Source organism: Burkholderia sp. Ax-1719 (assembly GCF_011753055.1).
Lineage (GTDB): Bacteria > Pseudomonadota > Gammaproteobacteria > Burkholderiales > Burkholderiaceae > Paraburkholderia.
Window position 1 is genome coordinate 183782 of the sequence record NZ_VWWJ01000005.1, and the last position, 17373, is coordinate 201154.

At 63.3% G+C, this 17373-nt stretch carries 12 protein-coding genes; 10 read left to right on the forward strand and 2 right to left on the reverse strand.

All coding sequences use genetic code 11. The features are described 5' to 3' along the window. The first annotated feature begins 403 nt into the window (after window positions 1-403). The 9 genes from F3J17_RS12435 (at window position 404) to F3J17_RS12475 (ending at window position 12758) form a co-directional block, all read left to right on the forward strand. Window positions 404-1867 carry a catalase gene (locus F3J17_RS12435; RefSeq protein WP_167058278.1) on the forward strand — a complete coding sequence of 488 codons (1464 nt, stop codon included), beginning with the start codon at window positions 404-406 and terminating at the stop codon, window positions 1865-1867. Between the two features lie 278 nt (window positions 1868-2145). Beyond that, entirely contained in the window at window positions 2146-2760 is a 615-nt protein-coding gene (locus F3J17_RS12440; RefSeq protein WP_345891186.1) for a cytochrome b, read from the forward strand. A 49-nt stretch (window positions 2761-2809) separates the two neighbouring features. Then, window positions 2810-4285 carry a glycosyltransferase gene (locus tag F3J17_RS12445; RefSeq protein WP_167058283.1) on the forward strand — a complete coding sequence of 492 codons (1476 nt, stop codon included), beginning with the start codon at window positions 2810-2812 and terminating at the stop codon, window positions 4283-4285. A 259-nt stretch (window positions 4286-4544) separates the two neighbouring features. Next, window positions 4545-5951: a circularly permuted type 2 ATP-grasp protein gene (locus F3J17_RS12450; protein WP_167058286.1), complete on the forward strand. Its 1407-nt coding sequence runs from the start codon at window positions 4545-4547 to the stop codon at window positions 5949-5951. Between the two features lie 70 nt (window positions 5952-6021). Continuing rightward, window positions 6022-6975: an alpha-E domain-containing protein gene (locus tag F3J17_RS12455; RefSeq protein ID WP_167058288.1), complete on the forward strand. Its 954-nt coding sequence runs from the start codon at window positions 6022-6024 to the stop codon at window positions 6973-6975. Window positions 6976-7027: 52 nt separating this feature from the next. After that, window positions 7028-7840 (forward strand): transglutaminase family protein, encoded by an 813-nt coding sequence (locus F3J17_RS12460; protein ID WP_167058291.1) that lies wholly within the window; start codon window positions 7028-7030, stop codon window positions 7838-7840. 126 nt (window positions 7841-7966) lie between these two features. Beyond that, window positions 7967-8842 (forward strand): proteasome-type protease, encoded by an 876-nt coding sequence (locus F3J17_RS12465; RefSeq protein ID WP_167058294.1) that lies wholly within the window; start codon window positions 7967-7969, stop codon window positions 8840-8842. 176 nt (window positions 8843-9018) lie between these two features. Beyond that, window positions 9019-10740 carry an acid phosphatase gene (locus F3J17_RS12470; protein ID WP_167058297.1) on the forward strand — a complete coding sequence of 574 codons (1722 nt, stop codon included), beginning with the start codon at window positions 9019-9021 and terminating at the stop codon, window positions 10738-10740. A gap of 656 nt (window positions 10741-11396) precedes the next feature. Then, window positions 11397-12758: a sugar efflux transporter gene (locus tag F3J17_RS12475; RefSeq protein ID WP_167058817.1), complete on the forward strand. Its 1362-nt coding sequence runs from the start codon at window positions 11397-11399 to the stop codon at window positions 12756-12758. A gap of 109 nt (window positions 12759-12867) precedes the next feature. On the opposite strand, the gene F3J17_RS12480 is transcribed toward F3J17_RS12475, so the two are convergent. Next, window positions 12868-14352: an MFS transporter gene (locus tag F3J17_RS12480; protein WP_167058300.1), complete on the reverse strand. Its 1485-nt coding sequence runs from the start codon at window positions 14350-14352 to the stop codon at window positions 12868-12870. 128 nt (window positions 14353-14480) lie between these two features. Then, entirely contained in the window at window positions 14481-14960 is a 480-nt protein-coding gene (locus F3J17_RS12485; RefSeq protein ID WP_167058303.1) for a PLP-dependent decarboxylase, read from the reverse strand. 822 nt (window positions 14961-15782) lie between these two features. Between F3J17_RS12485 and F3J17_RS12490 the strand changes: the two genes are divergently transcribed. Next, window positions 15783-17342 (forward strand): NADH-quinone oxidoreductase subunit M, encoded by a 1560-nt coding sequence (locus F3J17_RS12490; RefSeq protein ID WP_167058306.1) that lies wholly within the window; start codon window positions 15783-15785, stop codon window positions 17340-17342. The last annotated feature ends 31 nt before the right edge of the window (window positions 17343-17373 follow it).

Below are 17373 nucleotides of genomic sequence, written 5' to 3' on the forward strand. Positions count from 1 at the left end.
AAAGTAACGCGTGTCAAGCGTTATGTTGTGCATCGCAACATTTCAGTAAATGCTTGATTCGAATTAAGAATTTACTGACATCGGCAGCCATTGGTCAGCGCAGGAATTTCCGATTTGAAACGCATGAAAATTCTGCATTGCCGTGGATTTTCCGATCGGAAACGACGCTGGTGCGGCAGCCTTCGCTGCCATCTCGCCGGCGTGTCCGCCCGCGCGCGGCACGCTTAAGCGCATCGCTTTGCATGCGGGTGCAGAATGTGCGCTCCCTGGCGCGCTGGCCTACGTCATACGTCAGGTCGTCCCCCAACACAGAGCCGCGACGCAACGGTGAAGCAGCAGAGGTTCGCGCGCGAAGCGAACCGTCCCGCGCTATGCGGCTCGGCGATTCCGAAGGAGAAGTCACATGGCTGATTCGAGCGGTAAGTCTCTCGGCAAATCCACGACGAGTGCAGGTGCGCCGGCCATCAGCGATCGCAATTCGCTGACGATCGGACCCGACGGCCCGATCGTGTTGCACGACGTGCATTTCCTCGAGCAGATGGCGCACTTCAATCGCGAGAAAGTGCCGGAGCGCCAGCCGCACGCGAAGGGTTCGGGTGCGTTCGGCGAGTTCAAGACCACTGAGGACGTCTCGAAGTACACCAAGGCGGCCCTGTTCCAGAAGGGCGCGAGCACCGAGATGCTGGCGCGTTTTTCCACCGTGGCGGGCGAGATGGGCAGCCCGGACACGTGGCGCGACGTGCGCGGCTTTTCGCTGAAGTTCTACACGACCGAAGGCAATTACGACCTGGTCGGCAATAACACGCCGGTGTTCTTCGTGCGCGACCCGATGAAGTTCCCGCACTTTATCCGCAGCCAGAAACGTCTGCCCGATTCGGGCCTGCGCGACGGCGAGATGCAATGGGACTTCTGGACCAACAATCCGGAATCCGCGCACCAGGTGACCTATCTGATGGGCGAGCGTGGCTTGCCGAAGACGTGGCGTCACATGAACGGCTACGGCTCGCATACCTATATGTGGGTCAACGCGCAGGGCGAGAAGTTCTGGGTGAAATACCACTTCCATACCAACCAGGGCATGGAATTCTTCACGAACGCCGAAGCCGAAGCGACTGCGGGCCGCGACGCCGACTTCCATCGCCGCGATCTGTTCGAATCGATCAAGCGGGGCGAATTCCCGTCGTGGACGCTTTCGGTGCAGGTCATGCCGTACGCGGAGGCAAAGCAATATCGCTTCAATCCTTTCGATCTGACGAAGACGTGGTCGCACAAGGACTATCCGCTCATCAAGGTCGGCACGATGACGCTCAACCGCAATCCTGAGAACTTCTTCGCGCAGATCGAGCAGGCCGCGTTCTCGCCGGGCAATACGGTGCCGGGCATCGGCCTGTCGCCGGACCGCATGCTGCTGGGCCGCGCGTTCGCCTATAACGACGCCCATCGCGCGCGCATCGGCACGAACTTCAACCAGCTGCCCGTGAATCGTCCGAAGGTGCCCGTGCAGACCTATCAGTTCGACGGTCATATGGCGTATGAGCACACCGGCAATGCGCCGACCTACGTGCCCAACAGTTTTGGGCGTCCGTGGGCCGATGAGACCGGTCCCGCCGACGACGGTTGGGAAACCGATGGCGAGATGGTGCGCACCGCCTACACGCTGCACGCCGAGGACGATGACTTCGGCCAGCCGGGCAACCTCGTGCGCCATGTCTTCAACGACAAGCAACGCGCGCTGCTCGTCGAGCAGGTGGTGGCGAGCCTGGGCGGCGTGCGCAGCCCGGTGCGCGAGCGCGTGTTCGAATACTGGAAGAACATCGACGCCAACGTCGGACGTCAGATCGAGGAGCAGGCGGGCAGCGGCAAATAAGCGCCTGTCGATCGATCCGGAGTGAATCGCAGGCCGGGGCGGTGCGCAAGCGCCGTTCCGGCCTTTTTTGCGTCTGCGGCGCAACGCTGCAGAACGCAGCGAAGCTGACAATCCCGCCATTTTTCGGCTTCTGCACGGTCAGGTGTGAGGGCGCATAATGCGCGTGCGCCAATATGGGTGCACCGCTTCGGCCATGCACGATGCTTGTTTTGCGCATGCGGGGAATAAATCCTCCTCGCCGCGCGTTATCTCCTACTGAAACGTTACGGCCCGCTCTCGTGAAAACTTCTTTTTCCGCCGAATCGAGTTTTTCCGCCGCGCCGCCCGCGCAGAAATACACGCGCGTGGCTGTGCTGCTGCACTGGTCGATTGCCTTGCTGATGCTGGGCAATGTCGCGCTTGGCCTGACGGCCGCGCTGCTGCCCGACGGCACGCTTTCCGACGAAAACATCCGCTTCGTGATCGACACGCACAAGTCCATCGGCATCACCGTGCTGGGGCTGGCGATCCTGCGCGTGTTGTGGCGTCTCACGCACCGTCCGCCGCCGCTGCCCGCCGAATTCCCCATGTGGGAGCGCGCCGCCGCTCACGCGGCCCATCTCGCGCTCTATGTGCTGATCTTTGCGATGCCGCTCACGGGCTGGCTGCACGATTCGGCCTGGGTGGCCGCCGCCTCGCATCCGATGTATCTGTTCGGGTTGTTCCAGTGGCCGCGCATCGGCTTCATCATGAATCTCGATCCGGCCACCAAGAACCAGCTGCACGAGCAGTTCGGCGCGCTGCACACGGCATGCAGCTACGCGCTTTATGGCGTGCTCGCGCTGCATATTGCGGGCGCGCTCAAGCATCAGTGGATCGACCGTCATTCGGTGCTGCGCCGGATGATGCCGTGAACGACGCAGTGTGACGCTGTGTGATGAATAGTCAGGAAAAGGGACTGTCTTGAACGACTCGCTCGACCAGGCGCTTGCGCGCACCTCGCCGCGTATTGCGCCGCCGCCCACGCCGCTCATCAGCATCGTGATTCATCTGGGCGTGATGGTGCTCTGGTGCGTGCTGTTCGCACGCGCGTTCTTCCTGCAAGGGGTGGTCGCGTGGTCGACCGGCATCGCCTACGTCATTTACGACACCGTGCTGCTGATCTTCGTGGCCTGGCAGTCGCGCGTACTGCTGCGGCCGTATGAAAGCGCGAATCTGGCTGCGCCTGCCTCGTCCGCCTTGCCGACGCTCGGCGTGATCGTCGCGGCCCATAACGAAGCGGGCGTCTTGCCGATCACGCTCGATGCCTTGTTCGCGCAGACGCGTGCGCCGCGCCAGATCGTGATCGCCGACGATGGCTCGACCGATAGCACTGCCGCGTTGCTTGTGAAGCACTACGGGCTCACTGATCCGGGCGAAGGGCGCATGAGCGAGCCGTCGGCGCACTATCCGAATCTGCGCTGGCTCAAGCTCGCGCATGGCGGCAAGGCGCGCGCCCTGAACGCAGCGCTTTGCGCGATGGACACCGACGCGGTCATGACCGTCGATGCCGATACCTTGCTCGAACCCGACGCCTGCGCCGCCATGGCCGATGCCTTCGCGCGTCAGCCCACGCTCGTGGCGGCGGCGGGACTGCTGACGCCGGTGTGCGGCACCTCGCCGAGCGGGCGCTTTTTTCAGTGGTTCCAGACCTACGAGTACATCCGCAATTTCATCTCGCGCTTTGCTTGGATGCGCGCGGATAGCCTGCTGCTCGTCTCGGGCGCGTTCGCCGCGTTCCGCCGCGAAGCGGTGGTGTCGGTAGGCGGCTTCGATCCGAATTGTCTCGTAGAGGATTACGAACTGATCCACCGCTTGCGCCGCTATTCGGCGCGCGAAGGTCTGGGCTGGGATGTGCGCGTGATCGGCACGGCGCGCGCCACGACGGATGCGCCCGGCACGCTCGCGAGTTTTCTGCGCCAGCGCCGCCGCTGGTTCGCGGGCTTCCTGCAGACGCAGTACTGGTATCGCGACATGACCGGCAATCGCCGCTACGGCAAACTCGGCCTCATGATGCTGCCGGTCAAGGCCTTCGACACCGTGCAGCCGATCTACGGCCTCACGGCGTTCGTACTGCTGCTGGGTTTTCTGTTCGACGGCCGCTTTACGATTGTCTTACCGGTACTGGCGGTGATCGTCGGCAAGATCGTGATCGACCTCGCGTTTCATCTGTTTTCCGTGCATCTGTATCGACGCTGGAGCGGCGACCGCAAGAGTTCTAGCTTTGGCATGGCGCTGCTGGCGGCGATTTTCGAACCGTTCTCGTTCCAACTCATGCGCCACACCGGCGCAGCAATGGGCTGGCTGCATTTTCTGCTCGGGCGGCGCAAATGGGGCGTGCAGCAGCGCACCGGATTGAGCGCGCAACAACGGCGCGAAACGGCAGCGCAATCTCGCTGACTGGGCAAGCGCGGCACTTGCGGCTAGACTGCACCATGATGAGGCGTCGAATCGTAATGCAGTCCGGCCGCGCCAGTGCGCCCGAAATCATGCACCATTCGGGCGCGTGATTGGTGTGACAAGCGCTTGAAACAGGCGCGGGCAATCGCACTCCGGTGATGGCATACGCCTTGCTTTTTGTAGCGTATCGCAGTGCGCGGCTCATGACGCGAAGTCATGGTTGAGGTCGTGTCGCTGCATCCACGCGCGAGAACGAGCGATGCAAGTCCATGACGAAATGCGCGACGAGGGCGCGGTGCGCCCGCACTATGAACGCTTTCAGCACTGGCTGGAGCGGCAGACCAGCGAGACGATGGCGCGCAAACGCGCCGAGGCGGACCTGCTGTTCCGCCGCGTCGGCATCACGTTCGCGGTCAACGGCGATCTCTCAGGCACTGAGCGGCTGATCCCGTTCGATCTCATTCCCCGCATTATTCCTTCTGACGAATGGGCCGCGCTCGAACGCGGTCTGCGTCAGCGCGTGAAGGCGCTCAATCTGTTTCTGCACGACGTTTATCACGAGCGCTATATCGTGCGCGCCGGCGTAATTCCCGCCGAGCAGGTCTACACCAACGCGCAGTATCGGCCTGAAATGCAGGGCATCGATTTGCCGCTGGGCGTCTACGCGCATATCGCCGGCATCGACATCGTGCGTGACGGTCGCGATGGCGCGTTCTACGTGCTCGAAGACAATCTGCGCGTGCCTTCGGGCGTTTCGTACATGCTCGAAAACCGCAAGATGATGATGCGGCTCTTTCCCGATCTGTTCGTTCAGCACAAGGTCGCGCCGGTCGCGCACTATCCCGATCTGTTGCTCGAAACGCTGCGCTCGTGCGCGCCCGATGGCGTGGACGATCCGGTTGTCGTGCTGCTCACGCCGGGCATGTACAACTCCGCGTATTTCGAGCACACCTTTCTTGCGCAGCAAATGGGCGTGGAGCTGGTCGAAGGTAGTGACCTGTTCGTGGAGGATAACTACGTATTCATGCGCACGACCAAAGGGCCGCGCCGCGTGGATGTGATCTATCGGCGTGTCGACGATGACTTTCTCGATCCGCTGGCGTTCCGCGCCGATTCCGCGCTTGGTGTGCCGGGTCTGCTCACGGCTTATCGCGCGGGGCGCGTGGTGCTGGCGAATGCGATGGGAACCGGCGTAGCCGACGACAAATCGATCTATCCCTACGTGCCGGACATGATCGAGTTCTATCTGGGCGAAAAGCCGATACTCAACAACGTGCCCACCTGGCAGTGCCGCCGTCCTGAGGATCTGGCCTATGCGCTCGACCATTTGCCTGAACTCGTCGTGAAGGAAGTGCATGGCGCGGGCGGCTACGGCATGCTGGTTGGCCCGGCTTCGACGCACGAGGAAATCGAGGCGTTTCGCGCGCGGCTGATCGCGCGGCCCGGTAACTATATTGCGCAGCCCACGCTGTCGCTATCCGCGTGTCCGACCTTTGTTGAAGCGGGCATCGCGCCGCGCCATATCGATCTGCGTCCATTCGTGCTGTCGGGCAAGACGGTGCAGATGGCGGCGGGCGGGCTCACGCGCGTCGCGCTCAAGGAGGGCTCGCTGGTGGTGAATTCGTCGCAGGGCGGCGGCACCAAAGACACATGGGTGCTCGAATGAACGCGCCCAACGATTCTGCAAAAGATTCCACGAAAAACACTGCAAAACGCGCATTGAAAGAGGAGCGAGCATGCTGAGCCGTACCGCCGATCACCTGTTCTGGATGGCCCGTTACATGGAGCGTGCGGAGAACACCGCGCGCATGCTCGACATCAACCTGACGGCGCTGCTGTTGCCCGGCAACGCCGATGACGAAGCGCGCACGCATCGCGCGATGCTGCGCATTTCCGAGCTGGACACGGCTTTCGATGCGCGCCACGAAAAGACCACGCGCAATAACGTGCTGCAATTTCTGGTTGCGGACCCAACGAATCCGTCCAGCATCTACTCGTGTTTGCAGGCGGCGCGCGAGAATGCGCGTGCAGTGCGCGGCACGCTCACCACGGAGTGGTGGGAAACCGTCAACGACACCTGGCTGCAATTCTCAGAACTGCTGCGCGGCGACACCCTGGCCACGCATCCCGAGTCGCTGTTCGAGTGGGTGAAGTTTCGCTCGCATCTGTCGCGTGGCGTTCGCGTGGGCACCGCGTTGCAGGACGATGCGCTGTTCTTCACGCAACTCGGCACCTTCCTGGAGCGCGCCGACAACACCGCGCGCATTCTGGACGTACGCTTCGTCGAGGTGGATCAGGCCGATTCGCGCTCGGCGGCGCGCCAGCTTGAAGACTTCTATTACTGGACCTCGATTTTGAGTTCGGTGTCTGCGCTGGAGATTTATCGCAAGGTGTATCGCGATGTGGTGACGCCCGCGCGCGTAGTGGAGCTGCTGATTCTGAATCAACAGATGCCGCGTTCGCTGCTCGCTTCGATGGAAGGGGTGTGCGTGAATCTGGCGATGCTGCGCACCGACGCGTCACGCGAAGTCGAGCGCACAGCGGGCAAACTACGCGCCGAACTGCTCTACGCGGATTTGCGGCAGATTTTCTCCGTGGGCGTGCATACCTTCCTCACGCAGTTTCTCGCACGCGTCTATGAACTGGGCAACCAGGTGGCGCGCACGTATCTGATGTTGCCGGTGGGCTAATGCGATGCGAGGTCGTTCGCATTCCAGATCGATTCGTTGAAGGAAATTCGCCATGCAACTCGCGATTCGTCACGACACCGTATATCGCTACGACGCGCCGGTGCATTATTCGATCCAGCAATTGCGGCTTGCGCCGCTTACCACGCCTACGCAGATCGTCACGCAATGGCATGTGGATGCGCCGGGCAAGCTCGACGCGAGTCGCGATGCCTATGGCAACACGCTCATGACGCTGGTGCTTTCGCGTCCGCACCGTGAGATACGGCTGCGCGTGCGCGGCGAAGTGGAAACCGTGCCGCTGGCTCAGGGACGATTGACCGAAGGCGAAGGGCCGATTCCCACCTGGCACTTCACCTCGCCCACGCGTCTCACGGAGGCCGATGCGGCGCTTGCCGAATTTGCGCAGAGCCTCGGACCGCTGGACGATGCGGCATCGCTCCTGGAGGCGGCGGCGCGCATCACGCAGCAGGTGCGTTATGAATCCGGCGTGACCGATGTCGCCCATACCGCCGCCGACGCGTTTTCACTCGGCCGCGGCGTGTGTCAGGATCACGCGCATGTGATGCTGGCCGTCTGTCGTGCGCGCGGCGTGCCGGCACGCTATGTGAGCGGCTACTTCGCGCCCGGCGATGTACCCGAAATGGCGAGCCACGCCTGGGTGGACGTCTGGCTCGACAACGGTTGGGTGACGGTGGACGTCACGCACGCGTGTTTCGCAAGCGAAAAATACTGCCGGATCGCCGTGGGGCGTGACTACGAAGCGGCTGCGCCGGTGCGCGGCCGTCGTATTGGCGGCCTCGGAGAAACGCTCGATGTGAGCGTGCGGGTCAGCGCGAGCGACACGCAGCAGCAACAACAGCAATAGTTTTCTCTTTATACGAAAGGAAACGCCTGAAAAGGCGCGGGTTTCCGATCAGCAACACCGCAACGGCGAGCATGCGAAAATCGCGGCTACGTACAAGTCAGGCACGAGCCGATTCGAAGGACAACTATGACGTACTGTGTAGCGTTAGCGGTGGAAGAGGGGCTGGTTTTCCTGTCGGATACGCGCACCAATGCGGGGGTCGATCACATCAGCACGTCGCGCAAAATGGCTGTGTTCGAAGAGCCCGGCGAGCGCGTGCTGGTGCTGCTGGTGGCCGGCAACCTGGCGATCACCCAGGCGACACTGCAAGTGCTGAGCGAGCAGCGTGACAGTGCGCAGCCCTCGCTGTGGAGCGCGCCGAGCATGGTGGACGCCGCGCGTCTTGTCGGCGAGGCCGTGCGCGAAGTGCATCGGCGCGATGCAGAAGCGCTCAAGCAGTTCAACGTCGATTTCAATTGCAGCTTCATTCTTGGCGGCCAGATTCGGGGCCAGGCCATGCGCGTGTTCCAGATTTACGCCGCGGGCAATTTCATCGAAACATCGAGCGTCAATCCGTACTTCCAGATCGGCGAATCGAAGTACGGCAAGCCGATTATCGACCGCGTGCTCACGCCGCGCACGCCGCTCGACGAGGCCGCCAAATGCGCGCTGATTTCAATGGATTCCACGCTGCGCTCGAACCTTTCCGTGGGGCTGCCGCTCGATCTGCTGGTCTATGAGCGCGATTCGCTGCGAGTGACGCGCTATGCGTCGCTCGATCATTCGAACGCCTATTTCCAGATGCTGCATTCGACCTGGGGCGAACGGTTGCGTCAGGTGTTCGGCGAAATTCCCGATCCGCTCTGGACCGACGACGGTGACGTCCCGCGCCATGAGCGCGTTGAGTTGCCAGCGGTGCCGCGCCCGCCGCTCGAAGGGCAGCGGGCGGACAGCGTCGCAGCGCGTCCCGCACAGACGCTCGCGCAAGGGCCGCAACCGGCGATGCCGCCGCGCAACAGCTGATTTTTCTCTTTCCTCGTTTCTGAACCGCGCGGCGGCGTGCCGTGCGTTTTCGCTCGCGTCACGGATCTGTCATGCGCGGGCGCCCGCGCGGGCCGCTTCGCGCGGTATCCTCCTGCAGGACGTGTAAATGTCGGCGCGAGCAGCGCGCCCTTTGACCGGAACGAGGAGGCAGGCTGATGAAGCATGACGACCCCAAGGCAGCGGATCAGAACGAGCACCCGACGAGCGATTCAAGTCACGTAGGCGACGCAAGCGGCGCCCCGGACGATCCCGCGCGCCGGCGCGTGCTGGGCGGCCTCGCCGCGGTGGGCGTGGGCCTCGCGCTCAGCGGTTGCCAGACCCCGGAAACGAACGCGGGCCTCGGCCCACGGAGCGCCGGCGATGCGCGCGTCGATGCAGCGCTGCGCGACCAGGTGCGCCACATCGTGGTGATTTACGCCGAGAATCGCAGCTTCAACAACCTCTACGGCAATTTTCCTGGCGTGCAAACGCCGCTTTCCGGTGTGCCTGCCTCGCGCTATGCGCAACTCGACCGCGACGGCAAAACGCCACTCACGCAGTTGCCGAAGATCTGGGGCGGCCTCGTTCCGCAGGCGCAGGAACTGGACGGCAAACGCTACATGATTGGCGAACAGGCGATTGAGGGACTGGCGAACCAGCCGTTTCGCATCGTCGACGCGCAAGGTCAACCGTTGCCGAACGGAATCATCACGCGCGATCTGGTGCACCGGTTCTATCAGAACCAGATGCAGATCAACACCGGGCGCAACGACCAGTTCGCCGCGTGGGGCGATTCGGGCGGCCTCGTGATGGGCTATTACGAGAACTCCGCCGACACCCTGCGGCTCTGGCAACTCGCCCAGCAGTACACGCTTTGCGACAATTTTTTCATGGCGGCCTTCGGCGGGTCGTGGCTCAACCACATCTATCTGATTGCCGGGCAGCCGCCGTATTACCCGAACGTCCAGTCGAGCCCGGCGAAGCATCTGGTCTCCGTGCTCGACGGCGACGATCCGCTCGGCACCCGCCTCAAGCTCGCGGCCAGCAGTCCGGCATCGGCGCTGGGCGGTCCGCCGAAATTCGTCAACGACGGCGCCTTCACGCCCGATGGCTACGCCGTCAACACGATGGCCCCGCCGTATCAACCGAGCAGCGTGCGCCCCGCCGAGGACGGCAATCCGGCCTGGGCCGACCCTTCCGATCCGCGCGTGATGCCGCCGCAAACTTTTGCCACCATTGGCGACCGGCTTTCGGCCAAGGGCGTCGACTGGGCCTGGTACAGCGGCGCGTGGCAATTCGCGCTCGACCATCGCGACACGGGCTCGGTGCCTGATTTCCAGTACCACCATCAGCCCTTCAACTACTTTGCCAACTTTGCGCCGGGCACCACGGAACGCGCGCGGCATCTGCGCGACGCAGGCGTGGGCGACGACCCGGCCACCAACCGCCTGCTCGCCGATATCGACGCGGGACGCCTGCCCGCCGTCACGTTCTACAAGCCGCAAGGCAACCTGAACATGCACGCCGGTTACGCCGATGTGGAATCCGGCGACCGTCACGTGGCCGCCGTGATCGAGCATCTGCAGCGCAGCCCGCAATGGGCCAATACCGTGATCGTGATGACGCACGACGAGAACGGCGGCTGGTGGGATCCGGTCGCGCCGCCCACGGGCGACCGCTGGGGGCCGGGCTCGCGCATTCCGGCGCTCGTGATTGCACCGTTCGCGAAGAAGGGACACGTGGATCACACCTTCTACGACACCAACTCGATCCTGCGCTTCATCAGCCGCGTGCATGGACTTGCCCCGCTCGACGGCGTGGCGTCGCGCGACAAGGCCTTTGCGGCACGCGGGCAAACGCCGCCGGGCGACCTCACGGCGGCGCTCGATCTGGCCTGAAGAAGGCGGCAGAAGATGAAGGCAGAAGGCGAGGGTGGGCGACCGGAGCAGAAGGCGAGCAAAAGTTGCCCATCGGAAACCATCTGCTGAATCCGTGACTAAATCGACTAACTGTCCGTCCGATCAATGAGTTGGCGCGCTCTTCAGTGGGTTATCAACAGGTTTATCCCAAGAAGCTGTGGACAACTTTTCTGCGCGTTTTTTGTGCATTTTTGCTTGTGCATGCGCGTTTATCGTTATGAATCATAGGCTTGGTTGCGATGTCCAGCACTTGTCCCCAGGGCTGTGAACAAAAACTGTGGACAAGCGCAGCCCCATTGCACGCATCCGGGTCAAAACTGCTGCAAACGGCAACGCGGCAGACAATCCGATATGCATCAGGTACTTGGCGCACTCATCCCTGGGTTACGCACAGGCCTGCTAACAAAAACTGTGGATAGTCTGCAGGGATGAGACCCAGATGCTGATATCGATAACACTTGCCTTGCGCGGCCCGCAGTTTCAGTCCGATAATCGGGTTCGCAGTCGATTGCCTCGCGGGTGTGATGGATGGCTTCACCGCCGTAGCCTGGCAGTCTGAACAGTTCGCAGCACGCATCACGTACGCTTCGCTCCACGCGTCGCGACTCATTCTCCCCGCCACTCTCCATCGCGCCGTGCTCAAGAACTCGCGCTTTGTCGGTCTCCTGCATATTCCCGGTTTTCTGCCGCTAGCCGGCGCCACCCTGATGCTGGGCGTGGCGATGTCCTTCACCGCGCCGTACCTCTCGCTATTCGGCGTCGAGCGCGCCGGCATGACGCCATTCAGGCTGGGCGTGTTCATGACCGCCATCGCCGCGAGCGGTGTGATCGCCAGTACGGCGGCGGGGCGCTGGAGCGATCGTACGGGCAAGCACCGGCTGCTGTTGCTGGTGTCGCTCTGCGCGGCGACCCTCGGCTACCTGTGTCTGTGCGTCGTGCGCGATTACCGGCTGCTGCTGGCGGTGGGCATCGCGTTTATCGGCGCGGGCGGCTGTGCGCTTTCGCTGGTGTTCTCGTTCAGCCGCGCAGCATTGCCTGCCGCCGACGATGCCGAGCGCACTTTCGCCAGCGCAACCTTGCGCACGATTCTGTCTGCCGCCTGGGTGTTCGGTCCGGCGGTGGGCGCGCTGGTGCTCGCGGCCACTGGCTTCTACGGGCTGTTCCTGTTCGCCGCGGCCAGCTTCGCGGCCTGCGGCACGATCGTCTGGCGCATGCGCGAGCCGCGTCAGGACGAGCACGCCACGCAACATCTGATGGCGCGGCCCACGGCCCAGGAAGTGGCGCAGGAGCGCGCCGAAGACGCCATCGCGCCTTACGAGGGCCAGCCGCTCACGCAAGCCGAGGTGCAGCCCGCCGTGAAGCAGCGTATCCGCGTCGCTGCGCCCGATGTCTCGCAGAAGGACATCATGCGCGCGATCGTTGCGCTCACACTGATCGGTCTTGCCGCCAACGCGACCATGATCGTGTTGCCGCTGTACATCGTCCACGGCTTGCAGGGTTCGCGGATTGATGTGTCGATCATGCTGGGGCTGGGCGCGCTCATGGAGATTCCGATGATGCTCGCGCTGGGCGCGAAGGCGTCGCGCCTGAACAAGCCGCATTGGCTCGCGGCTTGCGCGGTGGTGCACGCGGTGTATTTCGCGTCGATGGCGGCGGCGCCCGGCGTGCATTCGCTCATCCCGATGCAGATTCTCAACGCCTTCGTGGTGGCCGTGACGTCCTGCCTTGGCATGACTTTCGTGCAGGATCTGATGCCCGATTCGCCGGGACGGGCGACAGCGCTGTTCTTCAATGCGTCGCGGCTGGGCTCGATCCTGTCCGGTGTGCTGTCGGGGATGCTGGTGCAGGCGTTCGGTTATCGCGGCACGTTTCTGTTTTGCGGCGTGCTCGCCCTGTGCGCGCTCGTATTGTTCGCTGTGCCTGGCGAGCAATATCCGAAGATGTGGCGCGCGGTGCGCGATTTCGTGCGTGAGCGTTTCGCGTCGCGCTCCCGATAACGATGCGCCGTTCGTCGATTCGATAAGGCATTCGAATCAATCGACGTAAAAGAAAAGCGGCGCAATCAAGGCGCCGCTTTGCGTTTCCTTCAGGAATCGGAATTTCCGATCAGACCGTTTCGGCCACGCGTGCGCCCGTGTTCTCCGCAGCGGCGAAATCTTCGGCATCCACATCGTAGCCCGACGGTTCCCAGCGCACCGAAAGCAGCGCCACCAGGCCCGCGAGCGGCGCAATGGCGATGATCCAGAACACCCGCGTGTTGAGCGCGGCGGCCAGCACGGGGAACAGGAACAGCGACACGGTCGAGCTTGCGCGCATCAGCGTCTGGTTCAGGCCCACGCCCACGCCGCGCAGCGAAGTCGGGTAGCCCAGCGAGGCAAACGTCATGCTGTGCGAGCCCGGGCCGATCCCCTGGCCGAACAGGAACGCCGCGAGCAGCGCGACGGCGCTGACGACTTCGGGCGTCGTCGCCGGTTTGCCGACGATGGCGAGGCCGACGAGCGCGCAGAACTGGATCACATAACCGCACACGGTCATGTTCCACGCGCCGAAGCGCGGCACGGTGCGCACCGCGATCAGGCCGCCGACGAACGCGAAGCCCAGGTTCAGCGCGAGCGAGGCGAGGATGGTGGTCAGCATCGACTGCGCGAGGAAGCTCGAAATGATCACCGGCAGGCCGAACGCCACGGCGTTATAGGCGAACGACGAAGCCACGCCGATCACGGTCGCGAGCACCGTGCGCCGCGCATAGACGCCGCGCAGCAGCGCGCCGTAGTTCTTCCACGACGCCACGCGCGCGGGTTTGGCGGCCGCCTGGAGCGCTTCGGGCGCGACATCGGCGTCGATGCCATAGGAACGTTGCAGGATGCGCGCCGCGCCCGCGAGATCGCCTTGATTGGCCGCCCAGACCGGCGACTCACTGATGTAGCGGCTGCGGATCGCGATGATGACGAGCGCGGGCACCGCGCCAAAGCCGAGTGTCAGACGCCAGAGCAGGTGCGAATGCGAGGCGGGCAGCGTCGCATAGAACGCCAGCACCAGCAGGTACGACACGCTGATCGCCGCATACCAGACAGGGCACCACATCGCCACGCGCGCGGCCTTGTTGCCGCGGCCCGAGAGGCGCGAGAACTCGGCGAGGAAGGCCATCGCGACGGGCAGATCGATGCCCACGCCCAGCCCCATGACGAAGCGCGCGCCGCCCAGCACCCAGGCGTTGGGCGCGAGCGCGCAGGCCAGCGCGGCGATCACGAAGAAGAACATGTCGGCCATGAAGACGCGGTAGCGGCCGATGCGGTCGGTCAGAAAACCGCCGAGGAACGCGCCGACAATCGCGCCGAACGTGATCGCCGAGGCCACGAAGCCGGTGCCCGCCGGTGACAGCGAGAATTCGCGAGCGACGTCCTTGAGGCCGAAGGCCAGCGCGCCCAGATCGTAGGCATCGAGGAACACGCCGCCCAGCGCGATCGCGACGACGATGCGGGCATTGCTGCCGGGCGCGCCGCCCGCGTTGACGAGCCGCGAGACATCGGCGGCGCTGCGGATCAGCGCGCGGCCGTTGGAAGAAGGGGAAGCAGAGGATGCGGTGGTCATGCGGGCAGGCGGGCGGCGGCTGGAAAGCCTCGAATGCTACCGGCGGCCCGCTGGACGCCCAAATCGTCTTTCGTAATGAGCTTATGCGCTGCGTATGCGGTGCGCATGGATGCCCATTTTTAGTGCATTTAGTGCATATACGTCACGCGGCGCGTGCGGTCGCTCAGTTGCACGCCGGCGTCGAGCAGGCAGATGGCGAACCAGCGCGACGTCTTGAGCATGCCGCTCACGCTCTGCATGGGCAGCCAGTCGTTGAGCAGACGCACGGCGGCTTCACTGCGGGTCGATTGCAGCAGCGCGATCACCTGCAGCAGCGAGCCTTCATCCTTCGCCAGTTCCGAGGCGCAGCGGCAGCGCGTGTCGAGCGGGCGGCATGAGGCGCGGCAGAGCGTGCCCATCAGCAGGTCGAAGTGGGCGATGCCTTCGGCGCCAAGGCCTGCGTCGGCCAGTACGCCGCGCCAGCTTTCGGCTTTGCCGTAGGCGTCGCAGTGCGGACGCAGCCAGGTGCGCACGGCGCGCAGAACGGTTTGTTCGGCGCTATCGGGATGCTGGACGAAGGTGTCGTCGAGCAGCGTGTCGTTTCTCGCGAAAGGGGCGGTGTAGTTCATGGGGCCTCCGGCGAACAGGGCAAACGCGCAGCAGGGTGCGCGGATCAGCGGATCAATCAGCAATCGATCAATCAGGCCGGCCTCGCCGGCATGGAAAGCATGATGCCCCAAAACGCATCCAAATGCAAATGATTCTCATTTGTATAATGGCGATGCCAGTGGGCAGCGAATGCGCATGCGGCAGTGCAGCAGCACCGCGTTAAAGATCGGAATCAATCACCGGTGACGTGGGAAAGGACTCTTCCAGGCAGGCCGCTTAATTGGAGGGCCACAAGCCGCTACAGTGCCGCCCATGCGTGTTCCAGCATCGCTGGCGCATCGTGAGAGTTCGCCCCGGCCCGAAGACGGCCGGGGCTTTTTTTGCACCGCGCAAAGCCTCGCCCCGCAAGCCTGGCGCGGCCTGCAGGATTGCGCCCCTATGCATAAGTCATTGAGGGCAAAAGAACAAGTAAGGTATTATTCGGGCCGCGCGGTGTGACGGCGTGTCGCTTGCACAGGCGTTCAAGAGGTCGTCGGGGGCTCTTTTGAGAGCGGAGAAGCGCTGATAAGCGGTGTTTCCTGTTTTTTGTACTAGCATAAAGTTGCACAAAAACAATGACTTGTATCAGTGCCTGATCTGGGTTGTGTTGTTGCGCTGCAAAAGTTCAGTATTCCGTTTACCCTCGTTAACCCTTGGACGTGTGTTGCATTTCGCCTCTCAGCTGACAGAACCATTGCAGCCAGCCTGGTCCGATTTTCACCCCGCGTTATCTTTCAGTTTGCTTGCGCGCCAGCCCGTGCGCAGACGAATTATGTGCCCCGCATTTTTAAGGTCCTGTTGAAATGCAATCCGTTCCATTCCTGAGTCTGGCGATCTGGATTCCCATCCTGTTCGGCGTGGCTGTGCTGCGCCTCGGGTCGGATCGCCATCCGCAGCGCACGCGCTGGTTGTCGCTGATCGGCTCCATCGTCGGTCTGCTGGTGACCATTCCGCTCATTACCGGTTTCGACAACCATGTTGCCGCCATGCAGTTCGTCGAATTCCGTAACTGGCTGCCCGACTTCGGCGTGGCGTGGCGACTCGGGATTGATGGCATTTCGCTGTGGTTGGTCGTGCTGACCGCATTCACGACGCTGGTGATCGTGATTGCTTCGTGGGAGTCGATCACCGTGCGCGTGGCCCAGTACCACGGCGCGTTCCTGATCCTCTCGGGCCTGATGGTCGGCACCTTCGCTGCCACCGACGGCATGCTGTTCTTCGTGTTCTTCGAAGCGACCCTGATTCCGCTGTACCTGCTGATCGGTTCGTGGGGCCACGCCCGCCGCAGCTACGCCGCGGTCAAGTTCTTCTTCTTCTCGCTGGCCGGCTCCCTGCTGATGCTGGTGTCGATGCTGTATCTCTACAGCCAGGCGCACACCTTCGACATGGCCGCATGGCACAACCTGTCGATGGGCCTCGTGCCGCAGCTGCTGGTGTTCATCGGCTTCTTCGCGGCCTTCGCGGTCAAGGTGCCGATGTGGCCGTTCCACACCTGGCTGCCGGACGTCCACCTCGAAGCGCCCACCGGCGCGACCGTGATCCTGGCGATGCTCAAGCTGGGCGGCTACGGCTTCCTGCGCTTCACGCTGCCGATCACGCCGGACGCCGCGCACTTCTTCGCGCCGGCCATCATCACGCTGTCGCTGGTCGCCGTGGTGTACTCGAGCCTGCTCGCGCTCGCGCAGACCGACATGACCAAGCTGCTCGCGTATTCGACGATCGCCCACATGGGTCTCGTCACGCTGGGCCTGTTCCTCTTCAACCAGATCGGCACCGAAGGCGCGATCGTCCAGATGATCTCGTACGGCTTTGTCTCGGGCGCGATGCTGCTGTCGATCGGCATGCTGTTCGACCGCACCAAGACGCGCACGATCTCGGCCTACGGCGGCGTTGTCAACGTGATGCCGCGCTACGCCGTTTTCATGATGCTGTTCTGCATGGCCAACGTCGGCCTGCCGGGCACCTCGGGTTTCGTCGGCGAGTTCATGGTCATCATGGGCGCGATCCGCGTGAACTTCTGGGTTGGCGCGATTGCGACGACCACCGTCATCCTGAGCGCGGCCTACACGCTGTGGATGTACAAGCGCGTGATTTTCGGCGCGGTCGCGAACAAGAGCGTCGCGAAGCTGGCCGACATCGGCCGCCGCGAAACGCTGATTCTGGGCTCGCTCGCCGCGCTGGTGCTGGCAGTGGGCATCTATCCGAAGCCTATGACCGACGCCATCGAGCTGTCGGCCGCCAACCTCGTGACCCAGGCAGGCCGCACCAAGCAGCCCGCCGAGGACACGGCCAACGCAGATGCTGTGCGCACCGATGCCGCACGCTCCGCCACGGAGACCCGCGCGCCGCACTCGCCGACGTAAGCAGGGCAGGTTAGTACCGCAGAAATGACTG